Raw genomic sequence first — 17,955 nt, forward strand, 5'->3', positions numbered from 1 at the left:
ATTGCGCGCGCACGGCCTTCTGGGCGGTGCCCGCTGGTGTTGCCCCCCGCGGGCTTAGAACTTCACGCCTACGCCGAGCCAATAGCGGCGGCCGTCTTCCACGTAGCCGTAATCGTCGTAGGCGACCTGCTTGTCGAACAGGTTGTAGATGCCGGCGTAGACCGACACCTTCTTGTTGACCGCATAGGAGCCGCCCAGGTCCACGAAGGTGTAGGACGGCGCCACCAGCGACGACGACGACGGCCCCGTGATCGGCTGGCTTTCCTTGCCGCGGTAGTTCACGCGGGCCCACGCTTCCAGCGCATCGGACGCCCGCCAGTTCACGGTGGTGGTGAACAGGTGCTTGGGCAGCTGGTTCAGCGGCTGGCCGGCGTACTGGCCGGACTTCTGCTCGGACTTGGTGAACGTGTAGCTGCTGGTCATGGACCAATCGCGCCCCAGCGGCAGCTTCATGCTGGCCTCCACGCCGCGCGACACCGCCTTGTCCACGTTCATGTAGGTGGTGGGGTTGGCGCCGAACTGGTTGGGGCCGTCGGTGCACTGCGACAGCGGGCACGCGACGCGGGTGATCTTGTCCTTGAAGTTGTTGTTGAACAGCGTCAGGCCAGCATTGAAGCCCTCGCCGTCGTCATACAGCAGGCCGATTTCCTCGGTCACCGATTTTTCCGGCGTCAGGTCCGGATTGCCGTACATGTTGCCGCCCCGGCTGACCTGGCCCCAGCCGGCCACGGTCTGGCGCAGGTCGGGTGCCCGGAAGCCCGTGGAAACGCCGCCCTTCAGGGTCCAGCGCTCGGCCATGTGCCACACGCCGTACAGGCGCGGGCTGAAGTGGCTGCCGAAGTTCTCGTCCTGGTCCATGCGCAGGCCACCGGTCAGGGCGAAGCTGTCGGTCAGGCGCCATTCGTCTTCGGCGAACACGGCCCACTGGTAGCGGTCCACCCTGCTCGGGCCGCCGGCAAGCTGGTTGCCGGTCTGGTCCGTCAGGCGCTGCGACAGGTAGCTGCCGCCCAACGTCAGCATGTGCGACCCCAGCGGCAGCGACCAGCTGGTCTGCAGGTCCAGGTTCTTGATCTTCATCTGGCGCGAGCGGTTGTCGAACTCTTCCTGCTGCACGTAGCTGTCCGACACGGCCCAGCCCCAGCGGCCGGTGTGCGACAGCGCCCATTTGTTGCTGCGGTAGTCGGTTTCAGACGAGGCCGGGCAGCCGGTGCGCGGGCACGCCACGCCCGGCGGCAGCGGCGCCACCGTCTTGCCCAGCGTGTTCTCGTATTTCTGGCGGCTGGAAGTGGCCTCCAGCACGATGTCGTGGTCGCGATTGGGCGTCAGCGCCAGCTTGGCGGTGATGTTAGAGGCATTGCGCTTGCGGTAGCCGTCGATAATCTTGTCTTCGTCGCGCTGCGTCGCCTGGCCGTAGATCTGCAGGCCCAGCAAGTCGTTCTTGATCGGGCCGGCAAGGTAGAAGTTGCCCTGGTAGATATCGCCCGACTTGCTGCTTTCCTGGATGGTGGTGTCCATGCGGATTTCGCCGCCCCACTCGCTGGGGACCTTGCGGGTGATGATGTTGATCACCCCGCCCATGGCATCTGACCCGTACAGCGACGACATCGGCCCGCGCACCACTTCAATGCGTTCGATGGCCGAGATCGGCGGCGTCCAGCCGCCCTCCACGCCGCTCGAATCCGAGTTGGTGCGCGTTTCACGCGAATTCTGGCGCTTGCCGTCGATCAGGATCAGCGTGTACTTCGGGCCCATGCCGCGCAGGCTGATGTCCTGGCGGTCGCCGCCGCCGGTCACCACCACGCCGGGCACTTCCACGAGTGCATCGGTCACATCGCGGTAGAACTTCTTTTCCAGGTCCTGGCGCGTGATCACGCTGATCGACGCCGGCGCGTCCTGGATCTGTTGTTCGTAGCCGCTGGCCGTCACCACCACGGTGTCCATGATCTTGGGCGCGGCGGGTTCCGCCGACTGCGCCCAGGCCGATTGGCCCATGCCCAGGCCCGCCGCGCACAACGCGGCGGCCAGGCGGGTACGCGGGCCGAATGCGCGGCGCGCGGCCAGATCGATGCTGCTCATGTTTCAAACTCTCCCGTCCCAGACCGCCGCCGCGCCCCGTGCGCGGCGCCACTGCCTGCTTCGTATTTTTAATGAAAACTATTCTCATATTAGAATTGAGGGGTTCGGGAGCCTGCAACACGCTTTCCTCAACTTTTATCTTCTTCGCACTTCTTGACACTCCGGCTGCCGGCGACCCGCCATGCTGCCGGCGGCAACAGACCCCAAGCGCATGTCCATACCTACCCCATTGACGACGCGCCGCATCCTGTTGATCGACGACGACGTCGACCTGGCGCTGATGCTGCGTGAATACCTCGAACCCAGTCATCTCGAACTGACGCTGGCGCACAACTGCGCCCAGGGCTTGCCCCTGGCCCTGCAAGACAGCTACCACCTGATCCTGCTGGACCTGATGCTGCCCGACGGCAACGGCCTGGACCTGCTGCGGCGCCTGCGCCAGACCTCGCGCCGTCCTGTCATCATGTTCACGGCCCATGGCGGCGAGACCGACCGCGTGCTGGGGCTGGAACTGGGCGCGGACGATTACCTGGCCAAACCCTTCAGCCCGCGCGAGCTCAAGGCGCGCATGTGCGCGGTGCTGCGCCGCTTCGAGGAAAAGCCCGAGGAGCCGGCTGCCGCGCTCAACGTCGGCGCGCTGTCGCTGGATGCGGCCACCGGCCGCGCCCGGCTGGGCGCGCAGGAAGTGCTGCTGACCGGCGCCGAGCAACGCATCCTGGAAATCCTGATGCGCGCGCCCGGCCAAGTCGTAGCGCGCGAACAGATCAGCCTGTATGCACTGGGCCGCGCGGCCGATCGCTACGACCGCAGCATCGATACCCACATCAGCAGCCTGCGCAAGAAGCTGCGGCTGGACCACGCCGGCGACGCGCCCGCCATTCGCAACCTGCGCGGCCTGGGCTATGTGCTGGCGGGCGCGGCCTGATGGCCTGGCTGCCCATCCGCTCGCTTTTCTGGCGGGCCTTCCTGACCTTCTGGGGCGCCATGGCCGTCATCATGGTCTGCGGCATGATGCTGACCGCGGCGGTGGCGTGGTACCGCGTCGATTCGCTGGACGGCCTGAACCCCGGCAACCTGACGCGCGACGCGGCCCAGATCACGCGGACCGAGGGCGCCGCCGGCCTGCGCCGCTGGCTCGAGGCGATGGACAGCCGTTACTCGGCGCTCAAGATCTACGTGGTCGATACGCAAGACCAGGACATCCTGGGACGGCCCCTGCCCACCCGCCTGCATGACTGGCTGATCGCCTTCCGCGCTTCGCACGAGGCCAATCTGATCGCGGCGCTGGACCTGCCTGCCGATCCATCCACCCTGCGCGTGTCATGGTGGGATCCGCAATTGCTGGTGCTGCCCGACCGCACGGAACTGCTGATGCTGTTCCTGCCGTACGACTCCTCGCACTGGGAAGTGCTGGGCCTGACCCCGGTCACGCTGGCGCTGCTGCTGTTCGCGCTGGCCGTGACCGCGCCCTTCTGCTGGGCGTTGACCCGTCACATCGCCGCGCCGCTGGGCCAATTGCGCCTGGCCGCGCGCACGCTCTCTGCCGGACGGCTGGATACCCGCACGCCCGCCAAGCTATCGAAACGCAAGGATGAACTGGGCCTGCTGGCGCGCGATTTCAACGCCATGGCCGGCCGCCTGCAGGCCCTGGTCGACACCCGCGAACAGCTGCTGCGCAACATCGCGCACGAGCTGCGCTCGCCCTTGGCTCGCCTGCGCCTGGGCGTGGAACTGGCGCGCCGCAAGGACGAGCGCCAGGACTTGCAGCTGGACCGCATTGAACGCGAATGCGAACGGCTGGACGCGTTGGTGGGCAGCACCTTGAGGCTGGCCCGCATGGGCGCGCTGCCCTCGCCGACCGATACGCTGGATCTGGCCGAAGTCGTGGACGATGTGGTGCAGGACGCCCGCTTCGAAGCGGGCGATCGCCAATTGCGCATCGGCTGGACCCGCCCGGCGCCGCTGCACGTGGCCGCGGACCGCGACAGCCTGGCCAGCGCCATCGAAAATGTGCTGCGCAACGCCCTGCGCTTTACCCCGGCCGGCGGCACCATCCACATCCGCCTGTTGGCCGATGCCGGCGAGGCCTGCCTGGAAATCGACGACAGCGGCCCCGGCGTACCCGAAAAGGAACTGGCCTACCTGTTCGAGCCGTTCTACCAAAGCACCGCCGTCGCCGCCGGCGCGGCGGGCGGCGCCGGCCTGGGCCTGAGCATCGCCCGCGCGGCAGTGGCCGCGCACAAGGGCCGGATATCGGCGCGCAACGCCTCGCCGCAAGGGTTGAGCGTGCGCATCGAACTGCCGCGAGCGGCGTCCCAGGACGCCGTCTGCTCCACTCAGTTGTAGCGGAACGTCGCGGTCAGCATGGCCGAGCGGCCCGGCGCCACATAGCTGAACAGGCCCACGTGCGACGCCTCGTAGATCGTTTCGTCGGTCAGGTTGTTCAGGTTCAGCTGCAAGCCGAAGTTCTTGTTGAACTGGTAGGCGGCCATGGCATCGTAGCGCCAGTACGAAGGCAACCGGTAGACGTTGGCATCATCCACGTAGCGCTTGCCGGTGTAGGTCGCGCCCGCGCCCACCGTCAATTCCGGCAGGAACTTGTAGGTGGTCCACAGGCTGGCGCTCTGGCGCGCGATGAACTTCATCTGCTTGCCGCTGAAGTCCGTGCCGCCGCTCGTGTAGTTCGTGACCTTCGGATCCATGTAGCTGTAGCCCGCCCATACTTGCCACTTGGGTGTGATGGAGCCGGCCGCGCTCAGTTCCACGCCGCGCACCCGGTTGCTGCCCGCCAAGGTGATGTCGCCCGTCAGCGGATCGGCCGAACGCGCGTCGGTCTTGCGGGTCTCGAACACCGCGCCGGTCAGCGACAGACGCTCGTCGAACAGGTCCCACTTGGTGCCCAGCTCGATGCTGCGGCTCTTTTCGGGCGCCAGCGCCGCAGTGGCCGCGGTCAGGCGTCCGCCCGCCGCGCCGTCCGCGCCGCCCGACTGCCCGGCCGTTTCGCCGGATGGGTTGGACGAGGTGCCGTACGACACATAGATGCTGCCATTGGGCGCCGGCTTGTAGACCAGGCCCAGCTGGTAGTTCCACATGTCATCGGTGCGCTCGGCCCCGCCGCTGGATACGCGGTAGTTGTCGTAGCGCAGGCCGACGTTGGTCTCCCACTGCTCGCTGAACTTGATCGTGTCGAACACGTAGGCCGCACGCGTGCTGGTCTTGGCCGCGTCGTACTTCGGGCCCCAGCCCAGGCTGCCGGTGTAGGCCTGGTTCGGATTCGGGCGGTACAGGTCATCGAGCAGCGTTCGGTCAAAGCCGCCGCGGGCAATGCCGTCGCGCTTGATGATCTTCTCGGTGCTGTATTCCAGGCCCGCCGCGTAGCTGTGGCGGATGGAACCCGTGGTGAATTCGCCGAACAGGTCGGTCTGGTTGATGAAGGACCGGTTGGTCTGGTTCAGCGTGCGCAGCGCCTTGCTGATCTGCAGGCCGGACGCTTCGTTCGAGCACGGCGCCACGCCATAGGCGCGGTTGGGCCGGCCGCCGATGCGGGCCGCGCAATTGTCGAACGACGGGCGCGTCATGACATACTCGTTGCGCGATTCGCTGTAGCGCGTGCCGTTGCGCAGCTTCAGCGTGTCGTTGAACTTGTGCTCGACCATCAGCGTACCCATGTCGGCCTGGTTCTTGCGATAGTCGCGGCCGGTCAGGCCGTAGTAGTTGTCGCGGTCCACCTTGGGCGGCGTCAGGCGGTCGGGCCGGGATTCGTTCTTGAACGGAATGCCCAGGTCGGGCGTGTCGTCGTTCTGCAGATGGTAGTAGCTGAGGGTCACCTGGGTGGGCGTGCCCAGCCCCCAGGCAAACGACGGCGCCACGCCCCAGCGGTCTGTTTCGACATGGTCGCGGCCGGGGACGTCGCCGCCCTGCTTCATCACGTTCAGGCGGAACGCCGAGCTTTCGCTGAACGCCCAGTTGGCGTCGCCGGTCAGGCGCCAGTTGTTGTCCGTGCCATAGCCCACAGAGCCTTCGACGAAATCCTCGAGCTTGGGGCTCTTGCTGACCAGGTTGATGCTGCCGCCGGTCGACCCGCGGCCCGAATAGGCCGAGCTGGGCCCCTTCAGGATCTCGACCGATTCCAGGTTGAAGGTCTCGTGCGAGAAGCGGCCCAGGTCGCGCATGCCGTCCACCATCATGTCGGTGCTGGCCTCGTAGCCGCGGATGAACGGCCGGTCGCCGGTCGGGGTGCCGCCTTCGCCGGCGCCGAACGTGATGCCGGGCGCCGTGCGCAGCACATCCATCAGCGAGGTCGCGGCGCGGTCGCGCATCAGTTGCTCGGTGATGACGGTGACCGACCGCGGCGTGTCCAGCAAGGGCGCCGTCATCTTGGGCGACGAGGCCACGTTGGCTTCATAGCCGTCGCTCACCGCCTGCCCCTGCACGTGCACCGGCGACAACTGGTGCACCGCGCCCGGCGCGGCGCTACCTTGCGCCAGGACCAGCCCGGGCGACATCAGTGCGCCGCACATGGCCGCATAAATCGTGGACGAGCCGGTACCTCCGGCGGTGGCTACAGCCGTTTCTGTCTTTTTCATGGGATTCCTGGGAGCCAGCCCCGCGGCAAGCTCCACAACAACGTTCTGATTTTTTAGGAACCGCAATGATAGTTATTGCTATTCATTGATTCAACTAAATGTCAGAATTTATTCAGCAATCAGACAGAATTACAAAATTTCAGGCAAAAATGATGCATCCGCACGACAACGTCGTGCTTTGATCACTATCAAACAGGGACAGCTTTTCAGTCGCCGTCAGCCAGAATGGCCGCCGACAGGCGTGGCAATACCCGCAAGGCATTGGCCGTCGTCGCATGCGCCACCTGCCCTGCCGAGATGCCGCGCAGGTCCGCCAGCACCTGGGCGATGCGGGGCAGTTCGCCCGGCCGGTTGCGCCGCTGGGGCGGGTGCAGCCAGGCCGGCGGGATGTCCGGGGCATCGGTTTCCAGCACCAGGTGATGCAAGCCCACCTCAGTGGCGTGACGGCGGATCTGCAAGGCCCGCTCGTACGTCATCGCGCCCCCCAGGCCCAGCGCGAACCCCTGGTCGACAAAGGCCTGGGCTTGCTGGGCGCTGCCGTTGAACGCATGTGCGATGCCGCCGATGCGGTCATGGCGGCGCAGATGCTTCAGCAGGATGTCCTGGGATTTGCGCACGTGCAGCAGCACGGGCAGCCTGAACTCGGCGGCTAGCGCCAGCTGGACGGCATAGAAGTGTTCTTGACGCTCCCGCGGTTCGCCTGAGGCGATCTCGGGCACGAAGAAGTCCAGCCCGATCTCGCCGATGGCCACGAAACGCGGATCGCCCATGGCTGCCTTGACGGCGTCGCGCAACGCATCCAGATCCGCGTCCGACGCGCGTTGCACATACAGCGGATGAATGCCCAGCGCGTAGGCGCCGCCGGCGACCCGCGGAGCCAGCTCGCGCACCACGGCGAAGTTGGCGCGCTCGACGGCGGGGATGACGATGGCCTGGACACCCGCCGCGCACGCGTCGTCGGCGACCTGCTGGCGGTCGGCATCGAACTCGGCGGCATCCAGGTGGCAATGGGTGTCGATCAGCATGGGCGCGGTCTCCTCGCCCTGATTATCCACCCGCCGCGGGGCGGGCGGATACGGGCGTGTCAGCCCTGGCAAGCCTTACACCAGGCGGCCGTTTTCCATCAGCAGTTGACGGTCGGCGCGGGCAGCCAGTTCGGGGTCGTGGGTCACGATGGCGAACGCCGTGCCGGATTCCTTGTTGACCCGGGTCAGCAGCTCGAACATATTGTGCGCGGTATGACGGTCGAGGTTGCCGGTGGGTTCGTCGGCCAACACGCACACCGGGCGCGTCACCAGCGCGCGCGCCAGCGCCACGCGCTGGCGTTCCCCGCCCGACAACTGGCCCGGGTAGTGGCCCTCGCGCGCCGCCAGCCCGACCAGGCCCAGGACCTCGCGCGCGGCCTCGCGCGCCTTGTCGCGATTCTCGCGGCGCACGATCAGCGGCATGGCCACGTTGTCCAGCGCCGAGAATTCCGGCAACAGGTGGTGGAACTGGTACACGAAGCCCAGGCTGCGGTTGCGCACCGCGCTCTTGCGGGCTTCGGACAGGCCGATGGCCAACTGGCCATCCACCGATACCGAGCCGCTGGTGGGCATGTCGAGCAGGCCCAGGATGTGCAGCAAGGTGCTCTTGCCGGAACCGGACGCGCCCACGATGGCGACCATTTCGCCGCGCGCCACCGTCAGGGTGACGTTGCTCAGCACCTCGATGCGGGCGGGGCCTTCGTCGTAGACCTTGACGATGTTGTCGGCCTGCAGCGCCGGGGTCAGGGTATCAATCATGGCGCAGCACCTGAGCAGGTTGCAAGCGCGACGCGCGCCAGCTGGGGTACAAGGTCGCGAGCAGCGACAGCACCAGGGAAGTCAGGCCGATGATGACGATGTCGCCCACCTGCGGGTCCGAGGGCAAGGCGCTGATGAAATAGACCTCGCGCGGCAGGAAGTGCACGCCCAGCAGACGTTCGATGAACGGCACGATCACATCGACGTTGTAGGCGATGACGATGCCGCCCACCACGCCCAGCAAGGTGCCGATCACGCCGATCAGGGCGCCTTGCACCAGGAAGATGCGCGCCACTTCGCCCGGCCCCGCGCCCAGGGTGCGCAGGATGGCGATGTCCGATTGCTTGTCCTTGACGGCCATCACCAGCGACGACAGCAGGTTGAACGCCGCCACCGCGACGATCAGCGCCAGGATCAGGAACATCATGCGTTTTTCGGTCTGCACGGCCGCGAACCAGGTGCGGTTGTTGCGCGACCAGTCGCTGGCCATGACGTACGGAGGCAGTACCTTGCGCAGCTCGGCGGCCACTTCGGGCGCCTTCTGCATGTCGGCGATGCGCAGGCGCACCCCGGCGGTGCCGCTGTCGCGGAAGACCTTGGCGGCATCGTCGTTGTCCACGAAGGCCAGCGACGAATCGTATTCATAGTGGCCCGACGAGAACACGCCCACTACCGTGAACTGGCGCATGCGCGGCGCAAAACCGGCCGGGCTGATGGAACCCTGCGGCGCCATCATCAGCAACGTGTCGCCCAGCTTCACGCCCAGGCCATCGGCCAGTTCGTTGCCCAGCACCACGCCGAAGCCACCCGGTTTCAGGTCGGTGAGCTTGCCCGACACCATTTGGCGTGGCAGGTCGGATACGTTGCCCTCGGTGCCCGGATCGATGCCGCGCACCTGGACCCCGCGCAGCGCCTGCCCCCGCACCAGCATGCCTTGCGCTGCCACGAAGGGCGCGCCGGCCTTGACCTCCGGGTTGCGCTTGGCCGCGTCGGAGAATTGCTGCCATTGCTCCAGCACGCGCTCGGGCGCGGCGCCGGGAATGTAGAGCTCGATGTGCGGCAGCACCGACAGCATGCGGTCGCGGACCTCTTTCTGGAAGCCATTCATGACCGACAGCACCACGATCAAGGCGGCAACGCCCAGCGCGATGCCGGCCATGGAACTGGCAGCGATGAAAGAGATGAAGCGATCGCGGCGTCCGCGTCGCTGGCGGATTCGGGCCAACCCGGCATAGCGGGCGCCAATCCAGAGTTCGTAGGGTATTTTCAGCACGTGCGCATTATGGCATTAACCGGCTGGAAAACCGCCCCGCGGATGTGGGAATGGACGACCAGCCGTGTCAACGTATGGCAATCGGGGCCGGCCTTAGTTCCCCGGGCGGCCAGCGACTACAATCGCGGCCATGCTGATCGTCATTCCGGGCGCCTTGCCCGCCCTTCCCGTTGCCGCCGAACTGGCCAAACTGCTGCCCCAGCGCGCGCCCACGCTGCACCGCTGGCTGCAGGCCGGCGCCGCCCGGGTGCAAGCCCACGACATCCGCGCCTACGGCTGTACGCCCTTCGAATCCTGGCAGCTGAACCAGGCAGGTTACGCCGCCGAATCCGGCCTGCTGCAAGGCGCCGGGCTGGGCCCGCTGTTGGCTGCCGAACAACACGGCGGCGAGCCGGTCTGGCTGGCCGAGCTGGTCCATCTGGCCCTGGGCACCGACCAGGCCACACTGCTCGACCCGGCCCTGATGGACCTGCGCGACGATGAAACCGCCGCCCTGCTCGACACCGCCCGCCCCCTGTTCGAAGGCACCGGCTTTTCGGTCGAACCCTTGTCCGCGGCGCGCTGGCGCCTGCAACTGCCCGAAGGCCTGCGGCCCCAGACCGCCAGCCCGCTGGCGGTGGCCGGCCAGCGCCTGAACGACTGGTGGCGCCAGGACACCGAAACCCGCCCGTGGCGCCGCCTGCTCAATGAAATCCAGATGGCCTGGCACGAACACCCGGTCAACGACACCCGCGCCGCGCGCGGCCTGCCGCCCGTCAATGCCCTGTGGCTGTACGGCGGCGGCACGCCCTGGATCCCGCGTCCAGCAACCGGCCCGGCGCACATCCTGACTGCGCTCGACGGCCCGCAACGCGCCGGCGACTGGGCCGCCTGGCTCGACGCCCTGGCCGAACTCGACACGCAGCAACTGCGGCCGCTGGCCGGCGCCAACGGCCTGCCCGGCGCGCCCGCCGAACTGCTGCTGCTGGGCGACGACCGCAGCGCCGCCCTGACCCTGAAACCGCGCGGGGGCCTGCTCGGCTTGCTGCCCGCCCCCAAGAAAAACTGGAGCGCCTGGTGGTCTCACCCCGCTTAACCATCCGCCGGGCCGACCTGTCCGCCTGCCACGCCCTGGAAGCCTCGGGCATCCACCCGCTGTTGGCGCGCCTGTGGGCGGCCCGCGGCGTCACCCATCCCGACCAGACCAAGCTGGCGTGGCCGTCGCTGCTGCCGCCGGCCGGCCTGACGCATTCGGCGCATGCCGCCGGCGTGCTGGCCGATGCCATCCAGGCTGGCAAGAAGCTCCTGATCGTCGCCGACTACGACTGCGACGGCGCCACCGCCTGCGCCGTCGGCCTGCGCGCCCTGTCCGCCATGGGCGCCGACGTCGACTTCCTGGTGCCCAACCGCTTCGAGACCGGCTACGGCCTGTCGCCCGCCGTGGTCGAACTGGCCTGCCGCCACCGCAGCGGCAAGCCCGACATCATCATCACGGTCGACAACGGCATCGCCAGCGTGGACGGGGTGGCCGCCGCCAACGACGCCGGCATCGGCGTGGTGATCACCGACCACCACTTGCCGGGCGACACGCTGCCCGACGCGCTGGCCATCGTCAACCCGAACCAGCCAGGCTGCGGCTTTCCGTCCAAGAACCTGGCCGGCGTGGGCGTCATCTTCTATATGATGCTGGCGCTGCGCGCCGAGCTGCGCCGCCGCGGCGTCTACGCGGCCGACGGCGGCCCGCGTCTGGACGCCCTGTCCGATCTGGTCGCGCTGGGCACTGTGGCCGACGTGGTCAAACTGGACGCCAACAACCGCCTGCTGGTCACGCAGGGCCTGCAACGCATGCGCAGCGGCCGCCTGCAGCCGGGCCTGCGTGCGCTGTTCGCCGTGGCCGGCCGCGAGCCCCGCGCCGCCAACGGTTTTGACCTGGGCTTTGCCCTGGGCCCGCGCATCAACGCCGCCGGCCGCCTGGCCGACATGAGCCTGGGCATCGCCTGCCTGACCACCGACGACGAGGCGCAGGCACTGGAAATGGCGCGCGAACTCGACAACATCAACCGCGAACGCCGCAGCATCGAAGCCGAAATGCGCGAGCAGGCGCTGGCCGCGATGGAAGAACCCAACGCCGCGGCCGGTGCCACCGTGTGCGTGTTCGACCCCGGCTGGCACCAGGGCGTGGTGGGCCTGGTGGCCTCGCGCCTGAAAGAAAAATTCTGGCGCCCCACCCTGGCCTTCGCCCCCGCCGGCGACGACGAAATCCGCGGCTCCGGCCGCTCGATTCCCGACGTGCACCTGCGCGACGCGCTGGATCTCGTGTCCAAGCGCCACCCCAACCTGATCCGCAAGTTCGGCGGCCACGCCATGGCGGCCGGCCTGACGCTGGGCAAGGACGACTTTCCCGCCTTCGCCCCCGCCTTCGACGCCGCCGTGCGCGAACTGACCGGCCGCGACACCTTCGAGCCCGTCATCGAAACCGACGGCTCGCTGGAATCAGGCTACGCCAACGCCGAAGTGGCCGGTCTGCTGCAACAGCAGGTCTGGGGCGCCGGCTTTGCCGCGCCGCTGTTCCTGGACGAATTCGTGGTGCGCAACCAGCGCCTGGTCGGCGAAAAGCACCTGAAGCTGTCGCTCGAACGCGGCCACCAGCGCTTTGACGCCATCTGGTTCGGCCACGACCAGTCGCTGCCGGAGCACATCCAGGCGGCGTATCGGCTCGAGCAGAATGTATGGAACGGGATGGTGTCGGTTCAGCTCGTCATAGAACACGCGGGCTGATTAACCACGGACCTGCCCCGAGCGCCTGCCGCCCAGGCCAAGGGCAACGCGTTCGCCCGCTGTCAAAACAACAAGGGCGCTTCCCTGCGGAAGCGCCCTTGTCGCATCAAACCACCCGCGTTACTTGTTCACCAGCTTGGCCGGCTGCGCCAGCGCCACCAGCGCGCCGACCACCAGGCATGCGGACAGCATGTACAGGCCCGTGTTGGTGGTGCCGGTCATGTCCTTGAGCCAGCCCACCAGGTAGGGGCTGACGAACCCGGCCAGGTTGCCCACCGAGTTGATCAGCGCGATCCCGGCCGCCGCGGCCGTGCCACCCAACAAGGCGGTCGGCAGGCTCCAGAACAGCGGCAGCACCGTGCAGATGCCGATATTGGCCACCGTCAGCGCCAGAATGGCCAATACCGTGTTGCCGCTCCAGATGGCCGAGAACAGCAGCCCCACCGCGCCGAACAGCGCCGGAATCGCGACGTGCCAGCGGCGTTCGCGGTTGCGGTCGGAGTTGCGCGCGATCAGGATCATGCCGATCACCGCGAACAGATTGGGCACCGCGGTCAACAGACCGATCGCCAGCGGGCTTTGTACGCCCGTGCTCTTGATCAGCGTCGGCATCCAGAACCCCACGCCGTACAGCCCCATCACGAACGAGAAATAGATCAGCGCCATCGCCCACACCCGCGGACGGGTCAGCGCGGCGCGGATCGGCGGGTCTTCCTTGTTCTGCTCTTCGGCCGCGATATTGCGGATCAGCACCGCCTTTTCATTGGCCGTCAGCCACTTGGCCTTGTTGATGCGGTCATCCAGGTAGATCAGCACCAGCACGCCGATGATCACCGACGGGATGCCTTCCAGCAAGAACAGCCACTGCCAGCCCGACAGGCCGTGGTCGCCGTGGAAGGTGCTCATGATCCAACCCGAGATCGGCCCCCCGATCAGCCCGGACATGGGCACGGCGGTCATGAAGAAGGTGGTGATGCGCCCGCGGCGGGCCGCCGGATACCAGTAGGTCAGGTAGAGGATGATGCCCGGGAAGAACCCGGCCTCGGCCGCACCCAGCAGGAAGCGCAGGAAATAGAACATGTGCACGCTGGTCACGAACATCATGCAGGCCGAAATGATGCCCCAAGTGATCATGATCCGCGCGATCCACACGCGTGCGCCGACTTTATGGAGAATGATGTTGCTGGGAATCTCGAACAGGAAATACCCGATGAAGAATATCCCTGCTCCCAGGCCGTAGACCGTCTCGCTGAATTGAAGCTCCTGCAACATCTGCAGTTTGGCGAAGCCCACATTGACGCGGTCCAGGTAGGCCACGACATAGCAAACCACCAACAGCGGCACCAGCCGCCACCCCACCTTGCGGTAGATCCGGTCCTCCTCAGCCGCCGGGATCGCCGGCGAGACCCCGGGGGCCATAGTGTGTTCCATCAACGTCTCCTCCTCTAACGGGATAGGCCGGCTGGTCGCCGGCATCTTGCGCGGTCCCGCGCCCCTGGGTGGGGACATATGGGCCGGCCATCAAGCCTAGAATCCCGAAGTTGACAAAAAACTGAACAACCTACTCCTCTGCGCGCAAACCCCTAGAAGACAATTTCCTGGCAATCCGTCCCCTATCTTGCTGCCCAAGCCCGCAGGCCGGTCACAACCACGGTAAAATGCCAGGTTTCGCACAAAAGTCATCAGACAGGATCATCATGGAAGCCGAACGTCAGAACCAGCTCGCAGCCCGCCTCGCCGACTACGCGGAGCGCGAACAGGCTCTACGGAGGTATCTTTGACTACGATGCCAAAACTGAACGCCTGCAAGTCGTAAACGCCGAACTCGAAGACCCGGCCGTCTGGAACGACCCCAAGCACGCCCAGGACCTGGGCCGTGAAAAGAAAGCCCTGGAAGACGTGGTGGAAACGCTCACCGGCCTGGGCACGGGCCTGGCCGACTCCAACGAGCTCTTCGAACTGGCCGCCGCCGACAACGACGACGCCACGCTCGAATCCATCGAATCGGACGCCGACGCTTTCCAGCAAAAGCTGGAAAACCTGGAGTTCCGTCGCATGTTCTCCAATCCGGCCGATCCCCTGAACTGCTTCCTGGACATCCAGGCGGGCGCGGGCGGCACGGAAGCGCAGGACTGGGCATCGATGCTGCTGCGCCAATACCTCAAGTACGCCGAACGCAAGGGCTTCAAGGCCGAAATCCTTGAAGAATCCGAAGGCGAAGTCGCGGGCCTGAAGTCCGCCACGATCAAGATCGAAGGCGAATACGCCTTTGGCTACCTGCGCACCGAAACCGGCGTGCACCGCCTGGTCCGCAAGAGCCCCTTCGACTCGTCCGGCGGCCGTCATACGTCGTTTGCCAGCGTGTTCGTCTACCCCGAAGTCGACGATTCCTTCGAAGTCGAAGTGAATCCCGCCGATCTGCGCGTGGACACCTACCGCGCGTCCGGCGCGGGCGGCCAGCACATCAACAAGACCGACTCGGCCGTGCGCCTGACCCACATCCCCACCGGCATCGTGGTGCAGTGCCAGAACGACCGCTCGCAGCACCGCAACCGCGCCGAAGCGATGCAGATGCTCAAATCCAAGCTCTACGAGCTGGAAATGCGCAACCGCATGGCCGAACAGCAGAAGCTGGAAGACTCCAAGACCGATGTGGGCTGGGGCCACCAGATCCGTTCGTACGTGCTGGACCAGAGCCGCATCAAAGACCTGCGCACCAACGTCGAAATCTCCAACACGCAGAAAGTGCTGGACGGCGACCTGGATCCCTTCATCCAGGCCAGCCTGAAGCAAGGCGTCTGAGTTCCGCGCATCTTCCGCCCACCGTACCCAGAGGGTCCACGAATGTCTGAAACCATCGCAATTCTCACCGGCGCCTCGCGCGGCATCGGCGCCGCCATGGCGCGCGGCCTGGCCAAACCGGGCACGCGCCTGATCACCCTGGCGCGCCGCGAAGACCCCGAGCTGGCGGCCTATGCCCGCGAGCAAGGCGCGCAACTGGAACAGCTGTCCGTGGACCTCTCGGACCTGGCCGCGGCCGACGCCGCCGCGCAGCGCATCTGCGGCGCCCTGCCGCGCGACGCGCGCCGCTACCTGCTGATCAATAACGCGGGCACGGTACACCCCGTGGCCGGCACCGACGCACTGATCGACGGCCCGGCCATCGCCGCCGCCTTCAACCTGAACGTCTCCGCCGTGATGCTGTTGACCGCGCGCTTCCTGGCCGCCGTCGAAGACCTGCCGGCCGACCGCCGCGTGCTCAACATCTCGTCCGGCGCGGGCCGCAACCCCAACGCCGGCTGGGGCGTGTACTGCGCCACCAAGGCCGCGCTCGACATGTACTCGCGCGTGGTCAAGCAGGAACAAGGCGAAGGCGGCGCGCGCATCGTCGCGCTGGCCCCCGGCATCGTCGACACCGACATGCAGGCCGCCATCCGCGCCAGCGACGCCAAGAGCTTCCCGGCGCTGGCCAAGTTCCAGGACTTCCACGCCACCGGCAAGCTGTCCGCACCCGCCAACGTGGCCTCCCGCATCCTCGCCTACCTGGATCGCGACGATTTCGGCACCACCGAAATCGACGACATCCGCAATTACGACTGATCCCGACCATGACCGACCACACGACCGCTCCGGCACCCGCCCAGGATGAAAACCGCTTGATCGCCGAACGGCGCGCCAAGCTGGCCAAACTGCGCGAAACCGGGGTCGCGTACCCCAACGATTTCGTCCCCGACGCCCACGCCGCCGCCCTGCACGACAAGTACGACGGCGAGGAACAGGAAGCCCTGGCCGCCGCCGCCGTCACCGTCAAGGTCGCCGGCCGCATGATGCTCAAGCGCGTCATGGGCAAGGCCAGCTTCGCCACCCTGCAGGACAGCACCGGCCGCATCCAGATCTACCTGGACCGCGGCACGCTGGGCGAAGACAACTACGCCGCGTTCAAGCAATGGGATATGGGCGACATCATCGCCGTCGAAGGGTCGGTCTTCAAGACCAACAAGGGCGAGCTGTCGGTGCACGCCGCCACGGCGCGCTTGCTGTCCAAGTCGCTGCGCCCGCTGCCCGACAAGTTCCACGGCGTGGCCGACCAGGAGCTGCGCTACCGCCAGCGCTACGTCGACCTCATCATGACCGACGCCACGCGCCGCACCTTCGAGGCGCGCAGCAAGGCCATGGGCAGCATCCGCCAGTTCATGCTGAACGCCGGCTTCCTGGAAGTCGAAACGCCCATGCTGCACCCGATCCCGGGCGGCGCGGCGGCCAAGCCGTTCGTCACGCACCACAACGCGCTGGACATGGAAATGTTCCTGCGCATCGCGCCCGAGCTCTACCTCAAGCGCCTCATCGTCGGCGGCTTCGAGCGCGTGTTCGAAGTCAACCGCAACTTCCGCAATGAAGGCGTCAGCCCGCGCCACAATCCGGAATTCACGATGATGGAGTTCTACGCGGCCTTCACGGACTACCGCTGGCTCATGGACTTCACCGAAGAACTGATCCGCCAGGCCGCCATCTCGGCCACCGGCAGTGCGGTGTTGACCTATCAGGAACGTGAACTGGATCTGTCCAAGCCGTTCGACCGCCTGACCATCTGCGAAGCCATCCTCAAGTACGCGCCGGGCTACACCCAGGCGCAGCTGGACGACAAGGCCTTCGTGCGCGCCGAACTCAAGAAGCTGGGCGCCGATGCCGACGGCCCCGTGCTGTCGCGCGCCGGCCTGGGCGCGCTGCAACTGGCGCTGTTCGAGGAAACCGCCGAAGCCAAGCTCTGGAACCCGACCTACATCATCGACTACCCGGTCGAAGTCTCGCCGCTGGCGCGTGCTTCCGACTCGCGCGAAGGCATCACCGAACGCTTCGAACTGTTCATGACGGGCCGCGAGATCGCCAACGGCTTCTCCGAGCTGAACGACCCCGAAGACCAGGCCGAACGCTTCCGCTCGCAGGTCGAAGCCAAGGACGCCGGCGACGAAGAAGCCATGTACTACGACGCCGACTACATCCGCGCCCTGGAGTACGGTATGCCCCCGACTGGCGGCTGCGGCATCGGCATCGACCGCCTGGTCATGCTGCTCACCGACAGCCCCAGCATCCGCGACGTCATCCTCTTCCCGCACCTGCGCCGTGAAGACTAAGCCGCGCGCCGCATCATGATCTTCAAGATCCTGATGCTGGCCGCGGTGGTTGCCGCGCTGTTCTACATGGTGATGCAACCGCGCCGCGGCCGCGCCGGCTTTACGGCCGGCCCGGCGCCCGTGCGCCGCTCGCCGCTATTCATCGCCCTATGCCTGGCCGCCGCGCTGGGCCTGTCGGGCGCGCTGATCACCGCGGTGATCTGGATGGGCAGCGTCGCCGGCGGCGTCACCGGCGGGGGCTACCATGGCGAAGCCGACTTCCTGCTCACCATCGCGGGCGCCCTGCTGGCCATCGCCATCGCCTGCGGTGTCGGCGCCTTCTTCAAGCGCCGCGGCTAGACGCCCCG

At 66.8% G+C, this 17,955-nt stretch carries 14 protein-coding genes; 8 read left to right on the forward strand and 6 right to left on the reverse strand.

Annotated elements, in window-relative coordinates; genetic code table 11:
• Positions 1-54: 54 nt before the first annotated feature.
• The gene (locus A9974_RS14985) at positions 55-2,076 is read right to left on the reverse strand and encodes a ligand-gated channel protein (protein WP_183004961.1); all 2,022 of its coding nucleotides are present in this window, start codon (positions 2,074-2,076) and stop codon (positions 55-57) included.
• A 211-nt stretch (positions 2,077-2,287) separates the two neighbouring features.
• On the opposite strand from A9974_RS14985, the gene A9974_RS14990 reads away from it, so the two are divergent.
• Positions 2,288-3,001 carry a response regulator transcription factor gene (locus A9974_RS14990; protein ID WP_183004962.1) on the forward strand — a complete coding sequence of 238 codons (714 nt, stop codon included), beginning with the start codon at positions 2,288-2,290 and terminating at the stop codon, positions 2,999-3,001.
• The gene (locus tag A9974_RS14995) at positions 3,001-4,422 is read left to right on the forward strand and encodes an ATP-binding protein (RefSeq protein WP_183004963.1); all 1,422 of its coding nucleotides are present in this window, start codon (positions 3,001-3,003) and stop codon (positions 4,420-4,422) included. The genes A9974_RS14990 and A9974_RS14995 overlap by 1 nt, the downstream gene beginning before the upstream one ends.
• On the opposite strand, the gene A9974_RS15000 is transcribed toward A9974_RS14995, so the two are convergent.
• The 4 genes from A9974_RS15000 to A9974_RS15015 all read right to left on the reverse strand — a co-directional run bounded on the left by A9974_RS15000 (position 4,413) and on the right by A9974_RS15015 (position 9,671).
• Complete coding sequence (locus A9974_RS15000) at positions 4,413-6,662, reverse strand: TonB-dependent siderophore receptor (RefSeq protein ID WP_220805956.1); 2,250 nt, start codon at positions 6,660-6,662, stop codon at positions 4,413-4,415. The genes A9974_RS14995 and A9974_RS15000 overlap by 10 nt on opposite strands.
• Before the next feature lie 206 nt (positions 6,663-6,868).
• Positions 6,869-7,687, reverse strand: a complete 819-nt coding sequence (locus tag A9974_RS15005) for a TatD family hydrolase (protein ID WP_183004964.1) — start codon at positions 7,685-7,687, stop codon at positions 6,869-6,871.
• 75 nt (positions 7,688-7,762) lie between these two features.
• The gene (locus A9974_RS15010) at positions 7,763-8,446 is read right to left on the reverse strand and encodes an ABC transporter ATP-binding protein (RefSeq protein ID WP_183004965.1); all 684 of its coding nucleotides are present in this window, start codon (positions 8,444-8,446) and stop codon (positions 7,763-7,765) included.
• The gene (locus A9974_RS15015) at positions 8,439-9,671 is read right to left on the reverse strand and encodes a lipoprotein-releasing ABC transporter permease subunit (RefSeq protein ID WP_255468193.1); all 1,233 of its coding nucleotides are present in this window, start codon (positions 9,669-9,671) and stop codon (positions 8,439-8,441) included. Before A9974_RS15015 ends, A9974_RS15010 begins: the two co-directional genes overlap by 8 nt.
• 178 nt (positions 9,672-9,849) lie before the next feature.
• On the opposite strand from A9974_RS15015, the gene A9974_RS15020 reads away from it, so the two are divergent.
• Positions 9,850-10,794 (forward strand): hypothetical protein, encoded by a 945-nt coding sequence (locus tag A9974_RS15020; protein ID WP_183004967.1) that lies wholly within the window; start codon positions 9,850-9,852, stop codon positions 10,792-10,794.
• Positions 10,776-12,476: a single-stranded-DNA-specific exonuclease RecJ gene (gene recJ / locus A9974_RS15025; protein ID WP_183004968.1), complete on the forward strand. Its 1,701-nt coding sequence runs from the start codon at positions 10,776-10,778 to the stop codon at positions 12,474-12,476. Before A9974_RS15020 ends, recJ begins: the two co-directional genes overlap by 19 nt.
• A 120-nt stretch (positions 12,477-12,596) precedes the next feature.
• Here the strand turns inward: recJ and A9974_RS15030 are convergent, their stop codons facing one another.
• On the reverse strand, positions 12,597-13,907 hold the full coding sequence (locus A9974_RS15030; protein WP_183004969.1) for an MFS transporter: 1,311 nt from the start codon (positions 13,905-13,907) through the stop codon (positions 12,597-12,599).
• Positions 13,908-14,173: 266 nt separating this feature from the next.
• Between A9974_RS15030 and prfB the strand changes: the two genes are divergently transcribed.
• From prfB to A9974_RS15050, 4 genes are all read left to right on the forward strand, one after another.
• Positions 14,174-15,278 (forward strand): peptide chain release factor 2 gene (gene prfB, locus A9974_RS15035; protein ID WP_183004970.1). Its coding sequence is split into 2 segments (ribosomal slippage): positions 14,174-14,254 and positions 14,256-15,278, totalling 1,104 coding nucleotides; the frame shifts between segments, so codons are not numbered across the junction.
• Between the two features lie 42 nt (positions 15,279-15,320).
• Positions 15,321-16,076: an SDR family oxidoreductase gene (locus A9974_RS15040; protein ID WP_183004971.1), complete on the forward strand. Its 756-nt coding sequence runs from the start codon at positions 15,321-15,323 to the stop codon at positions 16,074-16,076.
• A gap of 8 nt (positions 16,077-16,084) precedes the next feature.
• On the forward strand, positions 16,085-17,608 hold the full coding sequence (gene lysS, locus A9974_RS15045) for a lysine--tRNA ligase (protein ID WP_183004972.1): 1,524 nt from the start codon (positions 16,085-16,087) through the stop codon (positions 17,606-17,608).
• A gap of 15 nt (positions 17,609-17,623) precedes the next feature.
• A complete protein-coding gene (locus A9974_RS15050; protein ID WP_183004973.1) occupies positions 17,624-17,947 on the forward strand; it encodes a preprotein translocase subunit TatB in 324 nt (107 codons plus the stop codon).
• Positions 17,948-17,955 lie beyond the last annotated feature (8 nt).

The organism is Achromobacter sp. UMC71 (assembly GCF_014170305.1).
Taxonomy (GTDB): domain Bacteria; phylum Pseudomonadota; class Gammaproteobacteria; order Burkholderiales; family Burkholderiaceae_B; genus Achromobacter.